General features: G+C 69.6%; 20 protein-coding genes and 2 tRNA genes. 18 read left to right on the top strand and 4 right to left on the bottom strand.

What is annotated here, in order from left to right; genetic code table 11:
• Positions 1 to 154: 154 nt before the first annotated feature.
• Together AC3ETA_RS02315 and AC3ETA_RS02310 are read left to right on the top strand one after the other, a co-directional pair.
• Positions 155 to 640: a ribose-5-phosphate isomerase gene (locus AC3ETA_RS02315; protein WP_432191108.1), complete on the top strand. Its 486-nt coding sequence runs from the start codon at positions 155 to 157 to the stop codon at positions 638 to 640.
• A gap of 96 nt (positions 641 to 736) precedes the next feature.
• Positions 737 to 1,546 carry an Fpg/Nei family DNA glycosylase gene (locus tag AC3ETA_RS02310; protein ID WP_432191107.1) on the top strand — a complete coding sequence of 270 codons (810 nt, stop codon included), beginning with the start codon at positions 737 to 739 and terminating at the stop codon, positions 1,544 to 1,546.
• Positions 1,547 to 1,562: 16 nt separating this feature from the next.
• On the opposite strand, the gene AC3ETA_RS02305 is transcribed toward AC3ETA_RS02310, so the two are convergent.
• Positions 1,563 to 2,819, bottom strand: coding sequence for a GNAT family N-acetyltransferase (locus AC3ETA_RS02305; RefSeq protein WP_432191106.1), 1,257 nt, complete (start codon positions 2,817 to 2,819; stop codon positions 1,563 to 1,565).
• 161 nt (positions 2,820 to 2,980) lie between these two features.
• Here AC3ETA_RS02305 and AC3ETA_RS02300 point away from each other — a divergent pair, with 161 nt between their 5' ends.
• Complete coding sequence (locus AC3ETA_RS02300) at positions 2,981 to 4,162, top strand: SpoIIE family protein phosphatase (protein ID WP_432191105.1); 1,182 nt, start codon at positions 2,981 to 2,983, stop codon at positions 4,160 to 4,162.
• Positions 4,163 to 4,200: 38 nt separating this feature from the next.
• A complete protein-coding gene (locus AC3ETA_RS02295) occupies positions 4,201 to 4,683 on the top strand; it encodes an HD domain-containing protein (RefSeq protein ID WP_432191104.1) in 483 nt (160 codons plus the stop codon).
• Between the two features lie 46 nt (positions 4,684 to 4,729).
• Here AC3ETA_RS02295 and AC3ETA_RS02290 read toward each other — a convergent pair whose 3' ends face one another.
• On the bottom strand, positions 4,730 to 5,932 hold the full coding sequence (locus AC3ETA_RS02290; protein WP_432191103.1) for an acyltransferase family protein: 1,203 nt from the start codon (positions 5,930 to 5,932) through the stop codon (positions 4,730 to 4,732).
• Between the two features lie 539 nt (positions 5,933 to 6,471).
• On the opposite strand from AC3ETA_RS02290, the gene AC3ETA_RS02285 reads away from it, so the two are divergent.
• Both AC3ETA_RS02285 and AC3ETA_RS02280 read left to right on the top strand, forming a co-directional pair.
• Positions 6,472 to 6,666: a hypothetical protein gene (locus AC3ETA_RS02285; RefSeq protein WP_004001285.1), complete on the top strand. Its 195-nt coding sequence runs from the start codon at positions 6,472 to 6,474 to the stop codon at positions 6,664 to 6,666.
• Between the two features lie 89 nt (positions 6,667 to 6,755).
• On the top strand, positions 6,756 to 8,897 hold the full coding sequence (locus AC3ETA_RS02280) for a protein kinase domain-containing protein (protein ID WP_432191102.1): 2,142 nt from the start codon (positions 6,756 to 6,758) through the stop codon (positions 8,895 to 8,897).
• A gap of 61 nt (positions 8,898 to 8,958) precedes the next feature.
• Here AC3ETA_RS02280 and AC3ETA_RS02275 read toward each other — a convergent pair.
• Positions 8,959 to 9,029, bottom strand: a tRNA-Gly gene (locus tag AC3ETA_RS02275).
• Between the two features lie 131 nt (positions 9,030 to 9,160).
• On the opposite strand from AC3ETA_RS02275, the gene AC3ETA_RS02270 reads away from it, so the two are divergent.
• The 5 genes from AC3ETA_RS02270 to clpX all read left to right on the top strand — a co-directional run bounded on the left by AC3ETA_RS02270 (position 9,161) and on the right by clpX (position 14,010).
• Positions 9,161 to 9,237, top strand: a tRNA-Pro gene (locus AC3ETA_RS02270).
• 211 nt (positions 9,238 to 9,448) lie between these two features.
• The gene (gene tig, locus AC3ETA_RS02265) at positions 9,449 to 10,843 is read left to right on the top strand and encodes a trigger factor (protein WP_432191101.1); all 1,395 of its coding nucleotides are present in this window, start codon (positions 9,449 to 9,451) and stop codon (positions 10,841 to 10,843) included.
• 363 nt (positions 10,844 to 11,206) lie between these two features.
• Positions 11,207 to 11,815 carry an ATP-dependent Clp protease proteolytic subunit gene (locus AC3ETA_RS02260; protein ID WP_030967072.1) on the top strand — a complete coding sequence of 203 codons (609 nt, stop codon included), beginning with the start codon at positions 11,207 to 11,209 and terminating at the stop codon, positions 11,813 to 11,815.
• A gap of 50 nt (positions 11,816 to 11,865) precedes the next feature.
• A complete protein-coding gene (locus AC3ETA_RS02255; RefSeq protein ID WP_126900000.1) occupies positions 11,866 to 12,546 on the top strand; it encodes an ATP-dependent Clp protease proteolytic subunit in 681 nt (226 codons plus the stop codon).
• Between the two features lie 180 nt (positions 12,547 to 12,726).
• Positions 12,727 to 14,010: an ATP-dependent Clp protease ATP-binding subunit ClpX gene (gene clpX, locus AC3ETA_RS02250; RefSeq protein WP_030967070.1), complete on the top strand. Its 1,284-nt coding sequence runs from the start codon at positions 12,727 to 12,729 to the stop codon at positions 14,008 to 14,010.
• Positions 14,011 to 14,081: 71 nt separating this feature from the next.
• Here the strand turns inward: clpX and AC3ETA_RS02245 are convergent, their stop codons facing one another.
• Entirely contained in the window at positions 14,082 to 15,077 is a 996-nt protein-coding gene (locus AC3ETA_RS02245; protein WP_432191100.1) for a hypothetical protein, read from the bottom strand.
• 136 nt (positions 15,078 to 15,213) lie between these two features.
• On the opposite strand from AC3ETA_RS02245, the gene AC3ETA_RS02240 reads away from it, so the two are divergent.
• The 7 genes from AC3ETA_RS02240 to mreD all read left to right on the top strand — a co-directional run bounded on the left by AC3ETA_RS02240 (position 15,214) and on the right by mreD (position 23,610).
• Positions 15,214 to 17,838 carry a valine--tRNA ligase gene (locus AC3ETA_RS02240; RefSeq protein ID WP_432191099.1) on the top strand — a complete coding sequence of 875 codons (2,625 nt, stop codon included), beginning with the start codon at positions 15,214 to 15,216 and terminating at the stop codon, positions 17,836 to 17,838.
• Between the two features lie 199 nt (positions 17,839 to 18,037).
• Complete coding sequence (folC, locus tag AC3ETA_RS02235; protein ID WP_432191098.1) at positions 18,038 to 19,540, top strand: bifunctional tetrahydrofolate synthase/dihydrofolate synthase; 1,503 nt, start codon at positions 18,038 to 18,040, stop codon at positions 19,538 to 19,540.
• 9 nt (positions 19,541 to 19,549) lie between these two features.
• Positions 19,550 to 19,906, top strand: a complete 357-nt coding sequence (locus tag AC3ETA_RS02230; protein ID WP_030943190.1) for a DUF4233 domain-containing protein — start codon at positions 19,550 to 19,552, stop codon at positions 19,904 to 19,906.
• A 65-nt stretch (positions 19,907 to 19,971) separates the two neighbouring features.
• Positions 19,972 to 20,385, top strand: coding sequence for a nucleoside-diphosphate kinase (ndk, locus tag AC3ETA_RS02225; protein ID WP_030943193.1), 414 nt, complete (start codon positions 19,972 to 19,974; stop codon positions 20,383 to 20,385).
• 279 nt (positions 20,386 to 20,664) lie between these two features.
• The gene (locus AC3ETA_RS02220) at positions 20,665 to 21,684 is read left to right on the top strand and encodes a rod shape-determining protein (protein WP_004001297.1); all 1,020 of its coding nucleotides are present in this window, start codon (positions 20,665 to 20,667) and stop codon (positions 21,682 to 21,684) included.
• A gap of 182 nt (positions 21,685 to 21,866) precedes the next feature.
• Positions 21,867 to 22,916: a rod shape-determining protein MreC gene (mreC, locus tag AC3ETA_RS02215; RefSeq protein WP_432191097.1), complete on the top strand. Its 1,050-nt coding sequence runs from the start codon at positions 21,867 to 21,869 to the stop codon at positions 22,914 to 22,916.
• Positions 22,917 to 22,929: 13 nt separating this feature from the next.
• Positions 22,930 to 23,610, top strand: coding sequence for a rod shape-determining protein MreD (gene mreD, locus AC3ETA_RS02210; protein WP_432191096.1), 681 nt, complete (start codon positions 22,930 to 22,932; stop codon positions 23,608 to 23,610).
• The last annotated feature ends 26 nt before the right edge of the window (positions 23,611 to 23,636 follow it).

Below are 23,636 nucleotides of genomic sequence, written 5' to 3'. Positions count from 1 at the left end.
GAGTCGGACCAGTGAATCAGAGGAGAACAGATTCGGGAACCTTTGATTCGTGATCGTTGCTTGAGGTTTCCTTGAGCTTCCATGGCCCAGGTCACCATTGACGCGATCGGCACCCGACGCTGCCGCCCGGAAACAGCCGTGTCACACTCGTCCCATGCGCGTGTATCTCGGCTCGGACCATGCGGGCTACGAACTCAAGAACCACCTCGTCGACCGGCTGAAGGCGGCCGGCCACGACCCCGTCGACTGCGGCCCCCACATCTACGACGCCCAGGACGACTACCCGCCCTTCTGCCTCCGTGCGGCGGAGCGGACGGCCGCGGACCCCGACGCCCTCGGCATCGTGATCGGCGGCTCGGGCAACGGCGAGCAGATCGCCGCGAACAAGGTGAAGGGTGTCCGCGCGGCCCTGGCCTGGAGCGCGGAGACGGCGCAGCTCGGCCGTCAGCACAACAACGCCAACGTCGTCGCGGTCGGCGCGCGCATGCACACCACGGAAGAGGCGACCGAGTTCGTCGAGACCTTCCTGGGCACCCCGTTCTCGGGTGACGAGCGCCACATCCGCCGCATCGACATGCTCGCGGACTACGAGACGACGGGAGACCTGCCCCCGATCCCGCCGCACCACCCGCAGCAGTAGTCAGTAGTCTCCGGGGTCGACGGGCCCAGGGGGCGGAGCAGCCCCCTGGGCGGGGCCGAAGGGGCGCCGGCCCCTTCACGCGAAGAAGGAGCCACCGTGCCTGAGGGGCACACCATCCACCGGCTGGCCCAGGACTACGCCGCCGCGTTCCTCGGCACGGCCCCCCGGGTCACCAGCCCCCAGGGCAAGTTCTCCGACGCCGCGGCCCTCCTCGACCGCGCCGAACTCACCCGCACCGAGGCCCACGGCAAGCACCTCTTCCTCGGCTTCCGCGACACCGACTGGATCCACATCCACCTCGGCCTCTTCGGCAAGGTCGACTTCGGCGACGCCCCCGCGCCGCCGCCCACGGACACCGTCCGCCTCCGCCTCGCGAACACCAGCGCGTACGTCGACCTCCGGGGCCCCACCACCTGCGCCCTGATCACCGGCGCCGAGAAGCAGGCGATACACGACCGCCTCGGCCCCGACCCCCTGCGCGACGACGCCGACCCGCAGCAGGCGTACCGCCGGATCTCCCGCAGCCGTACGACGATCGCCGCCCTGCTCATGGACCAGAAGGTCATCGGGGGCGTCGGCAACGTCTACCGCGCCGAGGTCCTCTTCCGGCACCGCATCGACCCCTACCGCGCCGGCAGGGACATCACCCCGGCCCAGTGGGACTCGATCTGGACCGACCTCGTCGAGCTCATGCGCGAGGGCGTCCGCAACAACCGCATCGACACCGTCCGCCCCGAGCACACCCCCGAGGCGATGGGCCGCCCGCCCCGCGTCGACGACCACGGCGGCGAGGTCTACGTCTACCGCCGGGCCACCCTGCCCTGCCACATCTGCGACGGCGAGATCCGCACCGCCGACCTCGCCGCCCGCAACCTCTTCTGGTGCCCGAACTGCCAACGCCCGTAAGGCGGTCAGGAGCGCCTCAGAAGCCGTGCGGCAGCCACGGGGCCACCGTGGACGCGAAGCCCACCGACGCCTCCGCCAGCGCCCCCTGCCGCAGCTCCCGCACCCGCCCGGCCGCGCCCAGCGCCGCGAGGCTCACCCCGCCGAGATAGGCCGCCCCCAACTCCCGTACGGACAGCGCGAGATCGGCAGCGTCCGTGGTACGCCCGCACGACGCGCCCTTGGCGTCCCCGCTCAGCCGCCAACGCCCCGTGTTCCAGGGGCAGAAGTCGTCCTGCACCTCGAACACCACATCCACCGGCGCCTGATACGTCCGCGCCTCCAGCGCGGCCCCGACATCCACCAGACGTACGTGCAGGGCGTCCTTCACCCGCACCACGCACCGCCGGATGTCCGAGACCTGGTACTGCCACGCCTCGTCCAGCGGCCGCGCCCACGCCTTCACCGTGGACGTCAGGTCGATGTCGAAAAGGAACCGCCACAGCGCGGCCTCCGCCGCCGGGTCCAGGGCCTGTACGTCCCGCAGCAGCACGGCACCGCTCGGGCCGTTGCCGTCCCACTCCGGCTTCACGCGGAAGCGCGCGTACCCGACGACCTCGCCCTCCCGCTCCGCCAGCACGCACTGGATCGGCGACGCGCCCTCCCGGTCGTTCTCCGGGTCGAGCAGCCCGAGCCGCTCCCAGCCGGGCAGCCGCGCGATCATCCCCGGCCGCGCGGACACCCGGCGCGCGTACACGGCCTCGCACGCGTCGAGGACGTCGGCCGGTACGGCGTAGCGCAGCCGTACGTCGTCCGTGCCGGGCGGCACGGACAGCCGCACGCGCGAGGTGTCGATCTCGGCGCTGACCTGGTGGCTGCCGATGCCGTAGCCGAACCGGCCGTAGATCGCCGGCTCGGAGGCGGTCAGCACCGCCAGCGGCCGGCCCCACTCGCGCACGTCGTCCAGCTGCCGGCGCATCATCGACGTCAGCACACCGCGCCTGCGGTGCGTGGCGGCGACGCTGACCATCGTGACGCCGGCGGCGTTCACGGCCGCGCCACCGGGCACCGTGAGCCGGAAGCTGAACGCCCCGGCCGTCCCCACGCACGCGTCTTTGTCCCAGACCCCGAGGGACCGGTCGAACTCGGTGAGCGAGTTCCACAACTCCCGCTCCTCGGCCGCCTCCGGGACTCCGCCGAAGGCGCGGATGAGAGTGTCGTACCAGATGTCCCACTCGTCCTGACGCAGCGCCCGCAGCTCCAGGCGGTCGGCCTCGCTCACACTGTCTTTCGCCATGAACCATGCCTACCAGCGCAATGCGGGACGAGCGAGGGAATTTCTCCTTGCGGCGACGGGACGTCTTTCTGTGAAGTTCACTGTGAAGTTGAACCTCGGACGGGGGACAAGTGGGACCTCCCGTGCCAAGCAGCTGGTCCGATGGATAGGGTCCCGAACTAATGGCAGCAGGACGAGAGCGGCGCACGGCGGCCGAGACGTTCATGGCCCGGTTGAGGATGCACTGGCACCGGGTCCGTGTCGGCCTGCGCAGAAGCGCCGTGGACTACTTCCGCGGTGACGGCTCCGACTGGGTCGCGCTCGCCGGACTGTTCCTGACCGTGCCGCTGATCGGCACCGCCACGATGGCCAACTCGGTGTGGTTCTCACCGGCCGCGCTGGTCCTGCCGATCGTGGCCGGCGGGCTGCTGCTGCGCCCGGCGAGCCTGCTGGGCCTGTACGCGGCGGCGGCCACCGCCCTCATCGTGGAGTCGGTGCAACTCGGCCCGTACACGGAGGGCCCGTCCAGGGTCACCCCGGGCGTGGTCCTGGTCGTGGCGGCGTGCGGCTTGTTCGGTCTGCTCATCGCGCAGTTCCGCAGCCGCGTCGGCGTGCCCTGGCGGCGCGGCGGCACCATGCTCTTCGACCTGCGCGAGCGGATCCGCGTGCAGAGCAAGCTGCCGCAGCTGCCGCACGGCTGGCACCGCGAGATGGCCCTGCGCCCGGCGGGCGGCCAGTCCTTCTCCGGCGACTTCGTGGTGGCGGCCCGCACGAACGGCGGCCGCACCCTGGAGGCCGTCCTGACGGACGTGTCCGGCAAGGGCATGGACGCGGGCTCCCGCGCCCTGCTGCTCTCCGGAGCCTTCGGCGGCCTCCTGGGCAGCCTGCCCCCGCACGCGTTCCTGCCGGCCGCCAACGGCTACCTGCTGCGCCAGGACTGGGACGAGGGCTTCGCCACCTCGATCCACCTCGTCCTCGACCTCGACTCGGGCGACTACGAGCTCTACTCGGCCGGCCACCCGCCGGGCCTGCAACTGAGCGCGGGCAGCGGCCGCTGGGAGGAGAAGGCCGCCGAGGGCCCGCTCCTCGGTGTGTACGACGGCGCCCAGTTCGACCCCGTGAAGGGCTCGCTGCGCCCCGGCGACGTCCTGATGCTCTTCACGGACGGTCTGGTCGAGACGTCCGACCGCGACATCGTCGAGGGCATGGACCGCCTCACCGGCGAGGCCGACCGCTATGTCGCAGGCGGCTTCCACGGCGCGGCCTGGCACCTCATCGAGGCGGTGGCGAAGGACGTCAACGACGACCGGGCGCTCCTGCTGATCTCCCGCGAGGGCCCCACGACGACGGCCGCGGCCCGCTGAGGCCGGACAGGGGACACCGGGCGGGCGACACTGGGCGGGTGACCGAGACACCGCAGCCGCAGAGCACCCCGCACGGGACGCTGTCCCTCACCGACGTGGAGGCCCTCGCCCGCGCCGCCCACGCGCGCCAGACCGACAAGGCCGGGCGGCCGTACACCGAGCATCTGAGCGCCGTCGCCGAGGGCGTACGCGCGCGTGGCGGCGACGAGGAGTTGATCGCCGCGGCCTGGCTGCACGACGCAGTGGAGGACGACGCGCTGTCCGAGCAGTGGCTGGAAGAGGCCGCGCTGAGCCGTCGTACGAAGGACGTGGTGCGCGCGGTCACCAAGCGGGCCGGAGAGCCGCCCGAGGCCTACGCGGCGCGGATCCTGGCCACCCCGGGCGCGCTGCTGGTGAAGGAGGCGGACCTGGCGCACAACGCGGACCCGGTGCGTCTGGCGGTCCTGGACGAGGCGACCCGTGAACGACTGACCGAGAAGTACGCACGGATGCGCGCACTTCTCGGTCTGCCGGGAGACTGACTCTTCTCGTTGTGAAGGAACGTCGTCGTGAAGGAACGGCGCAGGGTCAGGCGTTGACCTTCTCGCGCGCGGTCGCGCCCTCGCGCTTCTCCCGCTCCCGGGCCAGCTGGGCGGCGTCCCGTTTGAACGCCCACTCCATCTTGGGCTCGATCGCGAACCGGAAGACCCGCCGTACCGGCGCGGTGCACAGCAGCGTGACGCCGGCGGCCGCGACGACGGTGACGAAGATCGCGCCGAGCGGGCGCTGCAGCCAGGCCTGCTCGAACCAGCCCTGGTAGTCACCGGCCTTCACGAAGAAGCCGTGCAGCAGGTAGCCGTACAGGGTGCCCGCGCCGAGTGCCGTGAACCACATGTGGCGGCGCGGTACCCAGGCGAAGAAGCAGGCCGTCAGCACCAGCGAGCAGCCGAACATCGCCAGCACCATGACCGGCCCGGTCCACCACGGGGCGTGCAGCTCCTGGGCGGCGTCCCGGTGGTAGAACCACGCGGTGTTCATGCGCGGCACCGCCCACCAGCCGAAGGCCAGCGCGAGGGTGAACACCGGCACGGACAGGATCCGCACCGTGCGCGTGCGCACCATGTGGAAGTGCTCGGGCTTCATGAGCAGGCCCAGCACGAAGTACGGCAGGAACTGAAGGACACGCTGGAGGTCGAGGTCGTTGCCGATCTCCGGACTGGCCGCCGCCGCCATGGCGAGGCCGAGCGCGATCGGCAGCGGCCAGCGCACCATCTTCCAGATCGGCGTCGTCATCCGCCAGATGAACAGCGCGCACAGGAACCACGTCATGTACCACGGGTCCAGAAGGCTGATGTTCTGGCCCGGGTCCTCGTCGATCCAGCGCTTGAAGAGCGGATAGGCCGTCTCGAAGACGACGTAGGGCACCGCGACGCCGGTGATCAGTCGCTTCAGGCGGTTCGGGCTCGCGTCGAAACTGCGCGAGAAGAAGCCGGAGATGATGATGAACGCCGGCATGTGGAAGGTGTACACGACGGTGTACATGGCCTCCAGGATCCGGCTGTCGCCCTTGATCGGCTCCCAGGAGTGGCCCATGGCGACGAGTACGATCGTCAGGTACTTGGCGTTGTCGAAGAACGCGTCGCGCTGCTTGGCACCGCTGGAGGCGGCTCTGGCGTCGCCCTGAGCCTTCCTGCCCTGCGGTGAGCGCGGACTCGGCACTCCGTCCGCCGACTGCTGTGTCGGGGGGAGTGGCGCTCTGTTGTGGCCGTGCGGTCGCAGCGAGTCCGTCACAGACCCTCCCGTCGGAAGCCCGGGTAGCGGATCCAGGACCTCGCTGCGTATACGGGGGACGAGGCAGCGTGGAACATCTGAGGCACCCTAGCGTTGCCTGTGCGATTTCGTAAAACCCGCGAGGTCATTGGCGATTATTGCGAACGACTTCGCATGTACGGCGAACATGCACCTGGTGGACACTCGTTAGCCACCCCTCTTGTCCGGATTCATCCTGACTAAGCAGTGCATATGGCAAGGAGGTGACGCCGAAGAAATGATCACCGTGTCGCGAATTCGAAATAGCGGCGAACACGTTGTGTGGCAATGGAAACGATCCCTTCCAATTCTCTGCGCCGGTCTCTCGCCGAAATGTCGTACGGGCGCGATGCGAGAGGTCGGTGCGCCCGGGGTCCGTCACAGATCCGGCACAGGTGTGGCGAACGAAACGTCACGTGCCGCATAGCGAGGCCCGGTTGGTGGCACGATGGTTCTGGCGGGGGTGCGCGGGGTCGCGTCCCCGGGCCGGGAGAGCGGACCGACCGAGGGTGTGATCTGTAGTGGCCATTTCGCTGTCAGTGGTGTTGCTGTTGGCGATCGTCCTGGTGGTGCTGATCCGTGGCGGATCCCTGAAGGCCGGCCCCGCCGTCGTCGCCGTGCTGTTCGGCTTCTTCCTGGCCTCGACCGGCATGGCCGACGACATCCAGCGGTTCCTCAACTCGATAGCCGAGACCATCAACTCCATCCAGTTCTAGGGTCCGTGGGGCGGCCCGAAAGGGTACGGATACCCTCGTTCGTGATCGTCGAACGCCTCGGGCGACGGTGCGGACGGGGGACGTAAGGGATGGCGCTGCGCGAAACGGACCCGGCTGAGGTCGGGGGCTACCGGATCGAGGACCGCCTCGGCTCCGGCGGCATGGGCGTGGTGTACCTGGCCCGCTCCGCCTCGGGTCGCCGCCTCGCCGTGAAGGTCGTGCACGCGCAGTACGCCGACGACGACGAGTTCCGCACCCGCTTCCGCCGCGAGGTGGCCGCCGCCCGCCAGGTCAGCGGTGCCTTCACGGCCCCCGTCGTGGACGCCGACGCCGACGCGGCGCGCCCCTGGATGGCCACGCTCTACATCCCCGGCGAGGACCTCGGCACCCACGTCCGCCGCCACGGCCCGCTGCCGCCGCAGCAACTGCGCGAACTCGCCGCGGGTCTCGCCGAGGCGATCCGGGACATCCACCGCGCCGGGATGGTCCACCGCGATCTGAAGCCGGCCAATGTGATGCTCGCCGAGGACGGCCCCCGGGTCATCGACTTCGGCATCTCCCGGGCCACCGAGTTCGCCGCCTCCGACGTGCTCACCCAGACCGGCCGAGTGATGGGCACCCCGCCCTTCATGTCCCCCGAGCAGTTCTCGTCCCCGCAGGACGTGGGCCCCGCCGCGGACGTCTTCTCCCTCGGCTCGGTCGTCGCCTACGCCGCCACCGGCCACGGTCCCTTCGACAGTCCGAGCCCCTACGAGACGGCCGTGAGGGTCGTCGACGGCGACGCGGAACTCGACGGGGTCCCGCCCGAGTTGCTCCCCTTCGTTCAGTTCTGCCTGGAGAAGCATCCCAAGTCCCGCCCGTCGCCGGACGAGTTGCTCCACCTCCTGCGCGAGGGCCGGCTCCCCGACCCGCGCCTCGCCCCCGCGCCGGACGCCCCCGGGCCCCGGCGCCCCCGACGGCGCAAGCGCCTCCTTCTCGCCTCCGCCCTGGGCGCCCTCCTGCTGACCGCCGCGACCGCCCTCACCGTCCTCGCGGTCGACTCGGAGCCCGCCCCGACCGCGGGCGACCTGCCCGCCGGCTGGCAGGAGTGGCACAAGAAGTCCAAGGACCCGAACGTCGACGAGGACCCGATCAACGCCGACGGCCCGTTCAGCCGCTGCGCCGCCACCGGCCGGTCCCTCGTCTGCGCCGGCGACGACGTCATGGCGACCCGCTTCGCCCTCGCCGACGGCAGCAACACCTGGGCCCGCCCGATCGACGACACCCCCGACGAACTCGGCAGCGGCGACCTGGGCACCGTCATAGCCGCCCGCGGCGGCCGCGTGTACGTCTACGGCGCCGACGACCGGACCGAGGGCGACGTCAACCCCTCCCGCTACACGGTCCAGGCGCTGGACGCCGACACCGGCGAGGTGATCTGGAGGACGGTCACCGGCGACGGCGAGGAGGCCACGGAGCCGAACAGCGAGCAGGGCTACTCCGTCGCCGTACCGGAGGGCGTCGTCACCGTGTACGGCGCGAAGGGACAGCAGTACGCCCTGCTGGACGCCGACACCGGCGAGGTCCGCTGGAAGCGCCCGCTGCCGGAACCGGCCACCCGGACATGCCTGCTGCGCAGCGCGGCCCGCGACGCCTACCTGGTCTGTCAGAAGTGGACCGACGACGCCGTCACCAGTACGAGCTTCACACAGCTCGACCCGGCCACCGGGCGTCCCCGCTGGACCGTGACCGTGGACAAGGGCCAGGACGTCGTCGGCCGGGCCGGCGGACGCCTCGTCGTCCTCGGCACGACCGGAACCCGCCGCACGATCACCCTGATCAACGCTGCCTCACACGTCGTGACGACCGTCCGGCTGTCCGAGCCCCAGCCCGAGACCGCGACGCCCACCCTCCTGAACGGCACGCTCTACGTCACCTTCCCCAGCGGCAGCGTCCGCGCCGTCGCCCCCGACAGCGGCCGCCGGCTGTGGGAGAGCAACTCCACCGTGGAGTCCCCGGGCCTGCCGACCGCCTCGGCGACCCGCCTGTACCTGGCGTCCCCCAGCGGCCGCCTGGCCGCCCTGAACGTGCGCACCGGCGCCGTCGAGGCCACCCTGCAGGGCCGCGACGACGGCGGCACCGCCGACTCCAGCGCCCCCGGCGCCCCACCGACCCTGGTCGGCGACGCCCTCTACGTCCCCTACGGCATCCGCTCCGTCTACACGGTGGACACGCACAGCCTGGGAACGTGACGGGAAAACGCTCAGGGCCAGGTCGGGGACACACCCTCTGACCTGGCCCTGAGCCGTACAGAGCGGGCGACGGGAATCGAACCCGCGTAGCTAGTTTGGAAGACTAGGGCTCTACCATTGAGCTACGCCCGCACAGGACGCGCCGCAGGTCGGACGACCGCGGCACAGGATGCATCGTAGCGGGTCGGCGCCCCTTGTCGCACACCCGTAAAATGCGGCAGCCGCGCTGCCTGCGGGCATGTACCCTACGTGTCGCACCAGCACGGGGTGTGGCGCAGCTTGGTAGCGCGTCCGCTTTGGGAGCGGAAGGCCGTGGGTTCAAATCCCGCCACCCCGACCAGGTCCGGTGAGGACCGGCCACATGCGCGACGACCTCGTGCGATCGCGTTCCGTGATCGCCTTTGGGGGCGTGTACCCGCTGCCGTTACTATGCAAGCTGCACGCCCGTGTGTCTCTCCGTACGAAGTCACGAGGTCCTCCGGGCGGCGAATCCGCCGGACCAGTCTGGCTCCGGCAGAAACCAAGAAGTCAGCCCACAAGGAGACCGAACCGTGAAGAGCGCCGTGGAGACCCTGAACCCGACCCGGGTTCGGCTCACTGTCGAGGTGCCCTTCGAGGAGCTCAAGGACAGCCTCGACGCGGCGTACAAGAAGATCAACCAGCAGGTCACGGTGAAGGGCTTCCGCAAGGGCAAGATCCCGGCCCGCGTCATCGACCAGCGGTTCGGCCGCGGTGCGGTCCTGGAGGAGGCGGTCAACGACGCGCTTCCGAAGTTCTACACCGATGCGGTCAACGAGGCCGAGCTCAACGTCCTGGGCCAGCCCGAGGTCGACATCACCGAGCTGAAGGACGGCGAGACGCTGAACTTCACCGCCGAGGTCGACATCCGCCCCGCCATCGAGATCCCGGACTACTCCGGCATCGAGGTCGAGGTCGACGCCGTCGAGGTCAGCGACGAGGACGTCGACAAGGCCGTCTCCGACCTCCGTGAGCGCTTCGCGTCGACCTCCCCGGTCGAGCGCGCCGCCGAGGACAGTGACGTCGTCACCATCGACCTGGAGGCCAAGGTCGACGGCGAGGTCCTGGAGGACGGCGTCGCCAGCGGCGTCTCCTACACCATCGGCTCCGGCGAGCTGCTCGACGGCATCGACGACGCCGTGAAGGGCCTTCAGGCCGGTGCCGAGGCCACCTTCACCTCCGAGCTCAAGGGCGGCTCCGCGGCCGGCAAGGAGGCCGAGGTCACCGTCAAGGTCACCCAGGTCGCCGCCCGCGAACTGCCCGAGCTGGACGACGAGTTCGCGCAGCTCGCCTCCGAGTTCGACACCCTCGACGAGCTGAAGGCCGACAGCCGCAAGCGCCTCGAGAACATGAAGCAGTACGACCAGGCCACGCAGGCCCAGGAGCGCGTCCTGGAGAAGCTGCTGGAGCTCGTCGAGGTGCCCGTCCCCGAGAAGCTGCTCGAGGACGAGATCAACACCCGTAAGCACAACCTCGAGCACCACCAGCTCGGCCAGATGGGCCTCGACCTCGCGAAGTACCTGGAGATCCAGGGCAAGACCGAGGAAGAGTTCGACGCCGAGACCAAGGAAGCCGCGGTCAAGGGCATCAAGACGCAGTTCGTCCTCGACGAGCTCGTCAAGCAGGAGAAGCTGAACGTCAACCAGGAGGAGCTCACCGAGCACCTCATGCGGCGTGCGGCCTCCTCCGGCATGTCCCCCGACCAGTTCGCCCAGGCCGTCGTCGAGGGTGGCCAGGTTCCGCTCCTGGTCGGCGAGGTCGCCCGCGGCAAGGCCCTGGCCGTCGTGGTCGAGAAGGCCGTGGTCAAGGACACCAACGGCGAGATCATCGACCTGGACGACGAGGACGACGTCGAGCAGGCCACCGAGACGGTCGAGGCCGCCGAGGGCACCGCCGACGAGGCCGCCGAGGAGAAGTCCGAGGGCTGAGCCCACGGCGCCGAGCAGCTCGTAGGAAGGGCCCCGGGGATGCGAGATCCCCGGGGCCCTTCCGGCGTACGGTCCGGTGACGCCCTCCACGGGGCGCGGGGAACTGCGCGAACGCCCGCGACGGTTCCGCACCCGCCCATGCACCTGCACAGTCACGGTCAGTGGGCGTCGGCCGTCCGTCCCGTGGCTCTACGCCCCCGGCGAACACTCGAGGAACCGGGATGGCACCGCACAGCCTGCGCGTTAGGGTCCATGAGTATGGGGGCAGGGAAGTCGGCGAAACCGCCGGAGGCCCCCCGCAGGGAACACGTGAGACGGCCCGGCGCCGTCGTAAGACGAGCAGGTGGAGACGTGACGAATCTGATGCCCTACGCCGCCGGCGAGCCCTCTATCGGTGGTGGCCTCGGCGACCAGGTCTACAACCGGCTGCTCGGCGAGCGGATCATCTTCCTCGGCCAGCCGGTCGACGACGACATCGCGAACAAGATCACCGCACAGCTGCTGCTCCTTGCCGCCGACCCGGACAAGGACATCTACCTCTACATCAACAGCCCGGGCGGTTCGATCACGGCCGGTATGGCGATCTACGACACCATGCAGTTCATCAAGAACGACGTGGTGACCATCGCCATGGGCCTCGCCGCCTCCATGGGTCAGTTCCTGCTCAGCGCGGGCACCCCCGGCAAGCGCTTCGCGCTGCCGAACGCCGAGATCCTGATCCACCAGCCCTCCGCGGGTCTGGCCGGCTCGGCCTCCGACATCAAGATCCACGCCGAGCGGCTGCTGCACACCAAGAAGCGCATGGCCGAGCTCACCTCCCAGCACACCGGTCAGTCGGTCGAGCAGATCACCCGCGACTCGGACCGTGACCGCTGGTTCGACGCCTTCGAGGCCAAGGAGTACGGCCTCATCGACGACGTCATCCCGACGGCCGCCGGGATGCCGGGCGGCGGCGGCACCGGGGCGGCCTGAGGCCCCCTGCAAGCCCTCAGCCGACCGCCACAGCCTCTAGGAGACAGACAGTGAACGACTTCCCCGGCAGCGGCCTGTACGACCGCACGCGCGCCGAGTACACCGGCCCCGCCGCCGAGTCCCGCTACGTGATCCCGCGCTTCGTCGAGCGCACCTCGCAGGGCATCCGCGAGTACGACCCGTACGCGAAGCTGTTCGAGGAGCGCGTGATCTTCCTCGGCGTGCAGATCGACGACGCCTCCGCCAACGACGTCATGGCGCAGCTGCTGTGCCTGGAGTCGATGGACCCCGACCGGGACATCTCGGTCTACATCAACAGCCCGGGCGGCTCCTTCACCGCGCTCACGGCCATCTACGACACGATGCAGTTCGTGAAGCCGGACATCCAGACGGTCTGCATGGGCCAGGCGGCCTCCGCCGCGGCCGTGCTGCTGGCCGCCGGCACGCCCGGCAAGCGCATGGCGCTGCCGAACGCCCGTGTGCTGATCCACCAGCCGTACAGCGAGACCGGCCGCGGTCAGGTCTCCGACCTGGAGATCGCCGCCAACGAGATCCTCCGGATGCGCTCGCAGCTGGAGGAGATGCTGGCCAAGCACTCCACCACGTCGATCGAGAAGATCCGCGAGGACATCGAGCGCGACAAGATCCTCACGGCCGAGGACGCGCTGTCGTACGGGCTGATCGACCAGATCATCTCCACCCGGAAGATGAACAACGCCGACGTTCGCTGACGCGGACCCGGTATTGTCTGCTGCCCCTTGGCACGGTTTGGGACGGTGCACGTCAAAGTGAACCGTGCCAAGGGGGGCCCGAACGGGGGGCCAGGCAAGGTACCGTCGACATAAGGCAGCACCAGGAGCCGCTGGATCGGACAACGTCCAGGCGTCTCCCAGGCGAAGGGGAAGCACACCGTGGCACGCATCGGTGACGGCGGCGATCTGCTCAAGTGCTCGTTCTGCGGCAAGAGCCAGAAGCAGGTCAAGAAGCTCATCGCAGGCCCTGGTGTGTACATCTGCGACGAGTGCATCGATCTCTGCAACGAGATCATCGAGGAAGAGCTCGCGGAGACCAGCGAGGTGCGCTGGGAGGAACTCCCCAAGCCCCGCGAGATCTACGAGTTCCTCGAGGGCTACGTGGTCGGCCAGGAAGCGGCCAAGAAGGCGCTCTCCGTCGCCGTCTACAACCACTACAAGCGCGTTCAGGCCGGCGAGAACGGCGGCGCCCAAGGCCGTGACGACGCCATCGAGTTGGCGAAGTCCAACATCCTGCTGCTGGGCCCCACGGGCTCCGGCAAGACGCTGCTGGCGCAGACCCTGGCGCGCATGCTGAACGTTCCGTTCGCCATCGCCGACGCCACCGCGCTGACGGAGGCCGGCTACGTCGGCGAGGACGTCGAGAACATCCTGCTGAAGCTGATCCAGGCGGCCGACTACGACGTCAAGAAGGCCGAGACCGGGATCATCTACATCGACGAGATCGACAAGGTCGCCCGGAAGAGCGAAAACCCCTCGATCACGCGCGATGTGTCCGGCGAGGGCGTCCAGCAGGCCCTGCTGAAGATCCTCGAGGGCACCACTGCCTCGGTGCCGCCGCAGGGCGGACGCAAGCACCCGCACCAGGAGTTCATCCAGATCGACACGACGAACGTCCTGTTCATCGTGGGCGGCGCGTTCGCCGGTCTTGAGAAGATCATCGAGTCGCGGGCCGGCGCCAAGGGCATCGGCTTCGGCGCGACGATCCGCTCCAAGCGGGAGCTGGAGGCCAAGGACCAGTTCGAGGACGTCATGCCCGAGGACCTGGTCAAGTTCGGCATGATCCCCGAGTTCATCGGCCGCCTCCCCGTCATCACCTCGGTCCACAACCTGGACCGTGAGGCGCTCCTGCAGATCCTCGTCGAGCCGCGCAACGCTCTGGTGAAGCAGTACCAGCGCCTCTTCGAACTCGACGGTGTGGAGCTGGACTTCGAGCGCGAGGCCCTGGAGGCCATCGCCGACCAGGCCATCCTCCGCCAGACCGGAGCCCGCGGCCTGCGCGCCATCATGGAGGAAGTCCTCCAGGGCGTGATGTACGAGATCCCGTCCCGCAAGGACGTGGCCCGCGTCGTCATCACGGCCGACGTCGTCCACTCGAACGTGAACCCGACCCTGATCCCGCGCGACGCGCGACGGGGGCCGGGGGAGCAGAAGTCGGCGTAGCCGCAACCACGAACACGCGCAGGGGCCCCGGTCAACCGACCGGGGCCCCTGCGCAGTTGACGCCGAGGACGTCAGGCCTCGACGCGGATCTCCGCGCGGACCTTCGTGGTGATGTCCACGGCGACGTCCTTGGAGATGCCCTGGGTGGCGTCGCCCGGCGACACCATCGCGATGGTGCTGTAGTCCGCCCAGGCGCAGAACCAGTCCGTCTTCTCCTTCTTGGTGGCCGGGTCGGTGCCCTTGGCGGCCTGGCACTTCATGACCGCGCCGTCGAGGTCGACGGACTCGGCCTCACCGACCAGCTCGGTCCTGCTCGTCCCGGCGGAGCCGGTGGAGGTGTCTCCCTCGGCCGACTTCTTGAAGTCGGCGAAGAACCGGTCCAGCGCCGCCTCGGGGTCGGCGACCTCGCCGTAGGCACCGAAGTACGTGATGCCCTTGGCCGTCGCGAGCTCGGACAGGTCCGGCGTGGTGCTCGGGTCCTTCGGGTCGTAACCGCTCAGGTCGGCCGTCGAGTAGACGCCGACGACGCTCTCGCCGTTCTTGACGCCGCTCTTCTCCAGGTCGTCGGCGGTGGTGCTGGACTCGCCGATGGTCTCGCCTGCCTTGGTGGCCCGCGTGTACTCGCTGAGCAGCTTCTCCGGCGTGGCCAGCTTGTGCGCCCCGTCGTTCTCCAGGTTGCCCGCGCCACCGCCGCGGCTGCCGCCGAGGGCGAAGTACGCGCCGACGCCGATCGCGACCACCACGGCCACGGCGCCGATGATCAGGCCGGTCTTCTTGCCGCCGCCACCCGGCGCCGGGGGCTGCGGCATTCCGTACGGCTGCTGGCCATAGGGCGGCTGCTGGCCGTACGGGGGCTGCTGGCCGTAGGGCTGCTGGGGCGGGACGCCCTGCGGGGGCTGCTGCGGGTAGCCGTACCCGGGCTGGGCCGGCGGAGCCTGCTGGGGGTAGCCGTAGCCGGGCTGGGGCGCCTGCGGCTGGCCGTAGGGCCCGGGCTGCTGGGGCTGCCCGCCGTACGGACCGGGCTGCTGGGGCTGCCCGCCGTACGGGCCCGGCTGGTTGTGACTCATTCCTGGGTTCCCCTCCAGATGCTTATGTGTTCCTGACATCCTGGCGCAGACACAGGCAACGCATGGCATCGGGGTGCCCACCGTTACAGAACAAACGCGTTTCGGGACACCCCCGAGACACCCCTAAACTGAGCCCGTGACCGAGAACGCTCAGCAGCAGCCACCAGCGCCCGACACCGAACTGCCGACCCAGTACGCGCCGGCCGATGTAGAGGGGCCGCTGTACGAGCGCTGGGTAGAGCGCGGTTACTTCGAGGCGGACGCGAAGAGCGACAGGCCGCCGTACACCGTCGTCATCCCCCCGCCGAACGTCACCGGCAGCCTGCACCTCGGGCACGCCTTCGAGCACACCCTCATCGACGCCCTGACGCGCCGTAAGCGCATGCAGGGCTTCGAGACGCTGTGGCAGCCCGGCATGGACCACGCCGGCATCGCCACGCAGAACGTCGTCGAGCGCGAGCTCGGCAAGGAGGGCAAGTCCCGCCACGACCTCGGCCGCGAGGCGTTCGTCGAGCGCGTCTGGCAGTGGAAGGGCGAGTCCGGCGGGCAGATCTCCGGGCAGATGCGACGGCTCGGTGACGGTGTCGCCTGGTCGCGCGAGCGCTTCACCATGGACGAGGGCCTGTCCCAGGCCGTTCAGACCATCTTCAAGCGGCTCTACGACGACGAGCTGATCTACCGTGCCGAGCGCATCATCAACTGGTGCCCCCGGTGTCTCACCGCCATCTCGGACATCGAGGTCGAGTACCAGGACGACGACGGCGAGCTCGTCTCCATGAAGTACGGCGACGGGGACGAGACCATCGTCGTCGCCACGACCCGTGCCGAGACGATGCTCGGTGACACCGCCGTCGCCGTCCACCCGGACGACGAGCGCTACAAGCACCTGGTCGGCAAGCTCATCAAGCTGCCGCTGACCGACCGCTCGATCCCGGTCGTCGCCGACACCCACGTCGACCCCGAGTTCGGCACGGGCGCGGTCAAGGTGACCCCGGCCCACGACCCGAACGACTTCGAGATCGGCCAGCGCCACGACCTGCCGGCCATCACGGTCATGGACGAGCACGCGGTCATCACCGCCCACGGCCCCTTCCAGGGCCTGGACCGACTGGAGGCCCGCTCGGCGATCGTCGCCGCGCTGCGCGCCGAGGGCCGGATCGTCGCGGAGAAGCGGCCCTACGTCCACTCCGTCGGCCACTGCTCGCGCTGCAAGACCACCATCGAGCCGCGCCTGTCGATGCAGTGGTGGGTCAAGGTCGGCCCGCTCGCCAGGGCCGCCGGTGACGCGGTCCGTGACGGCCGGGTCAAGATCCACCCGCAGGAGATGGAGAAGCGGTACTTCGACTGGGTCGACAACCTCCACGACTGGTGCATCTCGCGGCAGTTGTGGTGGGGCCACCGCATTCCGGTCTTCTACGGCCCGAACGGTGAAGTCGTCTGCGTCGGCCCGGACGAGGAGCCGCCGACCGGTGAGGGCTGGCGTCAGGACACCGACGTCCTCGACACCTGGTTCTCCTCCGGCCTGTGGCCCTTCTCGACCCTCGGCTGGCCCGAACGGACCGAGTCGCTCGCGAAGTTCTACCCGAACTCCGTCCTGGTCACCGGCTACGACATCCTCTTCTTCTGGGTCGCGCGGATGATGATGTTCGGCCTGTACGCGATGGACGGCACCCCGCCGTTCCACACCATCGCCCTGCACGGCATGGTCCGCGACCAGTTCGGCAAGAAGATGTCGAAGTCCTTCGGCAACGCGGTCAACCCGCTGGACTGGATGGACAAGTACGGCTCCGACGCGCTCCGCTTCACCCTCGCGCGCGGTGCCAACCCCGGCGTCGACGTCCCCATCGGCGAGGACTGGGTCCAGGGCTCCCGCAACTTCGCCAACAAGATCTGGAACGCCACCCGCTTCGCGCTGATGAACGGCGCGACGGTCGAGGGCCCGCTGCCGGACGCGTCGGCGATGTCCTCCACGGACCGCTGGATCCTCTCCCGCCTCAACTCGGTCGTCGCCGAAGTCGACGCGTTCTACGAGGACTTCCAGTTCGCCAAGCTGTCCGACGCCCTGTTCCACTTCGCGTGGGACGAGGTCTTCGACTGGTACGTCGAGCTGTCGAAGACGACGTTCCAGGCGGGCGGCGAGGCGGCCGAGGTCTCCAAGCGCGTCCTCGGCGAGGTCCTCGACGTCACGCTGAGGCTGCTGCATCCGGTGGTCCCGTTCGTCACGGAGACCCTGTGGACCACGCTGACCGGCGGCGAGTCGATCGTGATCGCCGAGTGGCCGGCCGACAGCGGCTTCCGTGACCAGGGTGCCGAGCGGGAGATCGAGTCGCTCCAGTCGGTCATCACCGAGGTCCGCCGCTTCCGCGCCGACCAGGGCCTGCAGCCGGGCCAGCGCGTCCCGGCCCGCCTGACCCTGGACGGCACGACCCTCGCCGCGCACGAGCCCGCGATCCGCCAGCTGCTGCGCCTGCAGCCGGAGGGCGAGAACTTCTCGGCGACGGCGACCCTGCCGGTCGCGGGCGCGGAGGTCGCGCTCGACCTGTCCGGTGTGATCGACGTCGCGGCCGAGCGCAAGCGCCTGGCCAAGGACCTCGCCGCCGCCGAGAAGGAAAAGGCCCAGGCCACCGCCAAGCTCGGCAACGAGGCGTTCCTCGCGAAGGCCCCGGACAACGTCGTGGAGAAGATCCGCGGCCGCCTGGCGAAGGCCGAGGAGGACATCGCCCGGATCGCCGCCCAGCTGGAGCGCCTGCCGCAGGCGTAGCTGTCGTTACGACGACGAAGGCCCTCGGAGCGCTCCTGGTTCCGGGGGCCTTCGCGCACCTCTCTCGGGGCGCGGGGCTGCATCGATATGCGGCTCCGCCGCGTGGGCGCGACCGGCCACGATTCACTTCAGCCGCCTGGCGACCCACGACACCCCACTCCCTGGGCGCACTGTCAGTCGCGCTCCGTAGACTGGCCCCGTGAGCGACCAGAACGAGCCCGACCCCCTCGACCCCTTCGAAGAGATCATCGCGGCGGAGACCGACCGCGACCCCGATCTCGCCGTCATCGAGGCCGGCAGCCGAACCCTGCGTACCCAGGGCGGCGCGCCGCAGGCGCACGTGCCGGCGCGCCCCGAGGACCCCGAGGTCGACAAGGCCCTGCGCGAGGTCGAGGCCGAGCTCGCCACCCGCTGGGGCGAGACCAAGCTGGAGCCCTCGGTCAGCCGTATCGCCGCGCTCATGGACCTCCTGGGCGAGCCCCAGCGCTCGTACCCCTCGATCCACATCACCGGCACCAACGGCAAGACCTCGACCGCCCGCATGATCGAGGCCCTCCTCGGCGCCTTCGAGCTGCGCACCGGCCGCTACACCTCGCCGCATGTCCAGTCGATCACCGAGCGGATCAGCCTCGACGGCGCCCCGGTCTCCGCCGAGCGCTTCATCGAGACGTACAACGACATCAAGCCGTACATCGAGATGGTCGACTCCTCGCAGGAGTACCGCCTCTCCTTCTTCGAGGTGCTCACGGGCATGGCGTACGCGGCCTTCGCGGACGCGCCCGTCGACGTCGCCGTCGTGGAAGTGGGCATGGGCGGCTCCTGGGACGCCACCAACGTCATCGACGGCGACGTCGCCGTCGTGACGCCCATAGACCTCGACCACACCGACCGGCTGGGCTCCACCCCGGGCGAGATCGCCGTCGAGAAGGCCGGCATCGTCAAGCAGGACGCCACCGTGATCATGGCCCAGCAGCCGGTGGACGCCGCGCAGGTGCTGCTGAAGAAGGCCGTCGAGGTCGACGCCACGGTCGCCCGCGAGGGCCTGGAGTTCGGGGTCGTCGCACGTCAGGTCGCCGTCGGCGGACAACTGGTCACGCTGCGCGGACTCGGCGGCGAGTACCCCGAGGTGTACCTGCCGCTGCACGGCGCGCACCAGGCGCACAACGCCGCCGTCGCCCTCGCCGCCGTGGAGGCGTTCTTCGGCGTCGGCGCGGCGCGCGCCGAGCCGCTGGACATCGACACGGTCCGCAAGGCGTTCGCCGCCGTCTCCTCGCCGGGCCGGATGGAGGTCGTACGGCGCTCTCCGACCGTCGTGCTGGACGCCGCCCACAACCCGGCGGGCGCGCGGGCGGTCGCCGAGGCGATCGGGGAGGCCTTCGACTTCAGCCGGCTCATCGGCGTGGTCGGCGCGAGCAGCGACAAGAGCGTGCGGGAGCTGCTGGAGGCATTCGAGCCGATCTTCGCCGAGGTGGTCGTCACGCAGAACTCCTCGCACCGCGCCATGGACGCCGACGAGCTCGCGGCCATCGCCGTCGAGGTGTTCGGCGACGAGCGCGTGCAGGTCGAGCCGCGACTGCCGGACGCCCTGGAGGCCGCGATCACGCTGGCCGAGGAGGAGGGCGAGTTCACGGGCGGCGGTGTGCTGGTCACGGGGTCCGTCATCACGGTCGGCGAGGCCCGGCTGCTGCTGGGGAAGGGCTGAGTCCGAAAGATGCGTACCCTCTGTTCCTCGACCCTGATCGGCGAGTTCTTCGTCATCGGCTTCGCCGGTCTGGTCGCGATGAAGGACCCCGATCTGGCCATGTCGACGGTGTGGACGGTCAGCGGGATCGCGATGTTCCTGTGCGTCCTGCTGTGCGGCCTGGTGACCCGCCCCGGCGGCGTCGCCCTCGGCTGGGCCCTCCAGATCGCGCTCATCGCCTCCGGGTTCATCGTTCCCACGATGTTCTTCCTGGGCGCGATCTTCGCGGCACTTTGGTGGGCTTCGGTGCACTACGGCAAGAAGGTCGACGAGGCGAAGGCGAGATTCGCCGCGCAGGCGGACTCCTCCACACCTGACGCTGCGTAACAGGCGCCTGGACACGCCCTGTAACCTCATCCCACCGCACACCGGCAGTAAGAAGGAGCCATCCCGTGACCCAGCGCACCCTCGTCCTGCTCAAGCCCGACGCAGTCCGCCGCGGCCTGACCGGCGAGATCATCAGCCGCATCGAGCGCAAGGCCGGCTGGCAGATCACCGCGCTGGAGCTGCGCACCCTGGACCAGGAGACCCTGGAGCAGCACTACGGCGAGCACAAGGGCAAGCCCTTCTACGAGCCGCTGGTGGAGTTCATGGCCTCCGGCCCCGTCGTCGCCCTGATCGTCGAGGGCGAGCGGGTCATCGAGGGGCTGCGCGCGCTCGCCGGTCCGACCGACCCGATCGCCGCCGCGCCGGGCTCGATCCGCGGTGACTACGGTGTGATCGTCCGCGAGAACCTCATCCACGCCTCCGACTCCGAGGAGTCCGCGGAGCGCGAGGTGAAGATCTTCTTCCCGGGGCGTGCGTAACCCCTTCGTAGTTGAACGGAGAGGGTGTGGAGATTGAATCTCCACACCGGAGTGCATACCAAATGCATATGCGTGGCGATCGAGGGAACGAGTGCCCCCGATGGCCCGTCTCCACAAGCGAGGCGACTCGCCATCTGCTGACAATGGCGAAGACCCTCCCGCAGTGTTCGTGCAGGCGCGTCTACGATGGAAGCCTTCACGTCACAGCACCCACTTCGCCGACCTGACAAGCCATCAAAAGCTCCCGGGAAGGCCAGACGAATCCTGATGGGGAACTCAATGTCGTTCATCGGCCGTGACATGGCTGTCGACCTCGGGACCGCCAACACGCTGGTGTACGTCAGGGGTCGCGGGATCGTTCTCAACGAACCGTCGGTCGTCGCGATCAACACCAACACCGGCGGCATCCTCGCGGTCGGTGCCGAGGCGAAGAAGATGATCGGGCGCACGCCCGGCAACATCGTTGCCGTGCGTCCGCTGAAGGACGGCGTGATCGCCGACTTCGAGATCACCGAGCGGATGCTCCGCTACTTCATCCTGAAGATCCACAAGCGGCGTTACCTGGCTCGCCCGCGGGTCGTCGTCTGCGTGCCCTCGGGCATCACCGGCGTCGAGCGCCGCGCCGTGATCGAGGCGTCGTCCCAGGCCGGCGCCCGCCAGGTGCACATCATCGAGGAGCCCATGGCCGCGGCCATCGGTTCCGGCCTGCCGGTCCACGAGGCCACGGGCAACATGGTGGTCGACATCGGCGGCGGCACCACGGAGGTCGCGGTCATCTCCCTCGGCGGCATCGTCACCGCCCAGTCCATCCGCGTCGCGGGTGACGAGCTGGACAACGCGATCATCCAGCACATCAAGAAGGAGTACTCCCTTCTGCTGGGTGAGCGGACGGCCGAGCAGATCAAGATCACGATCGGTTCGGCGTACGACCTCGACTCCGACGAGCACACGGAGATCCGCGGCCGGGACCTCGTGTCCGGGCTGCCGAAGACCGTCGTCATCTCCGCGGCCGAGGTGCGCAAGGCCATCGAGGAACCCGTCAACGCCATCGTGGACGCCGTGAAGACGACCCTCGACAAGTGCCCGCCGGAGCTGTCCGGCGACATCATGGACCGAGGAATCGTTCTGACCGGCGGCGGCGCCCTGTTGCGCGGCCTCGACGAGCGGCTGCGGCGCGAGACCGGCATGCCGATCCACATCGCCGAGGACCCGCTGGACAGCGTGGCGCTCGGTTCCGGCAAGTGCGTCGAGGAGTTCGAGGCGTTGCAGCAGGTGCTCGACGCCCAGCCGCGCAGATGACGTAACTCTTCGGTTCCGCCGTACGGGATGATCTCCTCTCGTACGGCGGATCGTTGATATAGAGGCATAAGCTCACACATACGTATCTGCGCATCCGGAACATCTGAAAACCGATACCTCTGCACTTTCCTGCAGACGAAAAACCTCTGCACATTCCAATGAGGAAGGCACGGCCGCCGCACGTGAGGGACACACGAGAGAGCCGGCTGCTCCTGGTGCTGCTGATCGCCATCGCGTTCGCACTGATCACGGTGGACATCCGCGGTGGTGAGGACTCCCCGGTCGACGGTGCCCGCCAGGCCGCTGCCACGGTCTTCGGCCCCATCGAGGACGGCGTGTCGTCCGCGGTGAACCCGGTCGGCAACGCCGTCGCCGCGATCCGTGACTCCGGTGAGCGCCACGACCGGCTCGCCCAGCTGGAGCAGGAGAACGCCGCCCTCAAGGCGAAACTCGGCAGCGACGAGCGCGACAGCAGCCGGCTGAAGCAGCTGGACAAGATGCTGAAGGTCGCGGGCGCGGGCCAGTACGGCATCAAGGGCGCCGAGGTCATCGCCATAGGAGCGGCCCAGGGCTTCTCCTGGACCATCACCGTCGACGTCGGCGCCAACGACGGCATCCAGCGCGACATGACGGTGCTGAACGGCGACGGGCTGGTCGGGCGGGTCACCACCGTCGGCCCGAACACCGCCACCGTGCTCCTGGCCAACGACCCCGACTTCACCGTCGGCACGCGCATGGAGTCCACCGACGAGCTCGGCTTCGCCTCCGGCCAGGGGGACCGCCCGCTGCGCGTCGAACTCCTCAACGGCAAGGCCGAGGTGAAGAAGGGCGACCGGCTCGTCACCTTCGGCTCGCAGGCGGACAAGCCCTTCGTGCCGGGCGTCCCCGTCGGTGTCGTCTCCCGCGTCGACCCGTCCGGCGGCGACCTGACCCGCACCCTCTACGTCACGCCGTACGTCGGCTTCTCCAAGCTCGACATCGTCGGTGTCGTCGTCCAGGCGCCCACCAAGGACCCGCGCGACACGGTGCTCCCCGCCAAGCCCAAGCCGACTCCCACGCCCACCGTGACCGTCACGGTCACGCCGGGCGCCGACCCCTCGGCCGACGGCCAGGAACAGCCGCAGACGGACGGCCAGAACCAGCCGCTGGCCGACGGGCTCCTCCAGCCCCGGGCCGACGGCCGGTATCAGCCTCCGGGCGACGGACAGAACCCGTACGAGCAAGAGCAGTAGGAGCTGAAGCCCGATGCGCGTCAACCGAATCCTGCTCTCCTCCGCTCTGGTCGTCGTCGCCCTGGTGGTGCAGGTGAGCGTCCTGGCCCGGCTGCATCTGCCGGGCGCCGTCCCCGATCTGCTGCTGCTCACCGTGCTGGGCCTCGCCATGGTCTACGGCCATGTCGGCGGCGCCCTCGTCGGGTTCGGCGCCGGTCTGCTCGCCGACCTCGCCCCGCCCGCCGACCACGCCGCCGGCCGCTACGCGCTGGTGCTGTGCGTGATCGGCTACCTCGCCGGGCTCATCAGGCCCGACAACGGCCGGCTCAAGTCGGCCACCGGGCCGATGGTCGTCGTGGTCGTCGCCGCCATCGGCACGACCCTGCTGTACGCGGGGGTGGGCGCCCTCGTCGGGGACACCGCCGCCCGCCATGTCGGCCTCGGCAGCCTGCTGTTCACGGCCGCCCTGTACGACCTGCTGCTCGCGCCGTTCGTCGTCCCGGGGGTCATGGCGCTGGCCCGGCGCGCGGAGAACGACCCGCTCGCCGACACCGGCTCCCAGGCCAAGAAGACCGACATCTCCTCGGGCTGGCTCTCCGGGGGCACCGGCCTGCGCATCGGTGGCCAGCGCGGCGGACTGGGCGGTCTGAAGGTGAAGGCGGTGCGGGCGCGCACGGCGCGCGCGGCGCGCATCAAGGGGGTCAAGCGACTGTGAGGACAGGGGAGTTCACCCGCACGGGT

It is taken from the genome of Streptomyces sp. bgisy027, from assembly GCF_057710365.1.
This window is presented reverse-complemented; position numbering and strand designations above follow the sequence as displayed.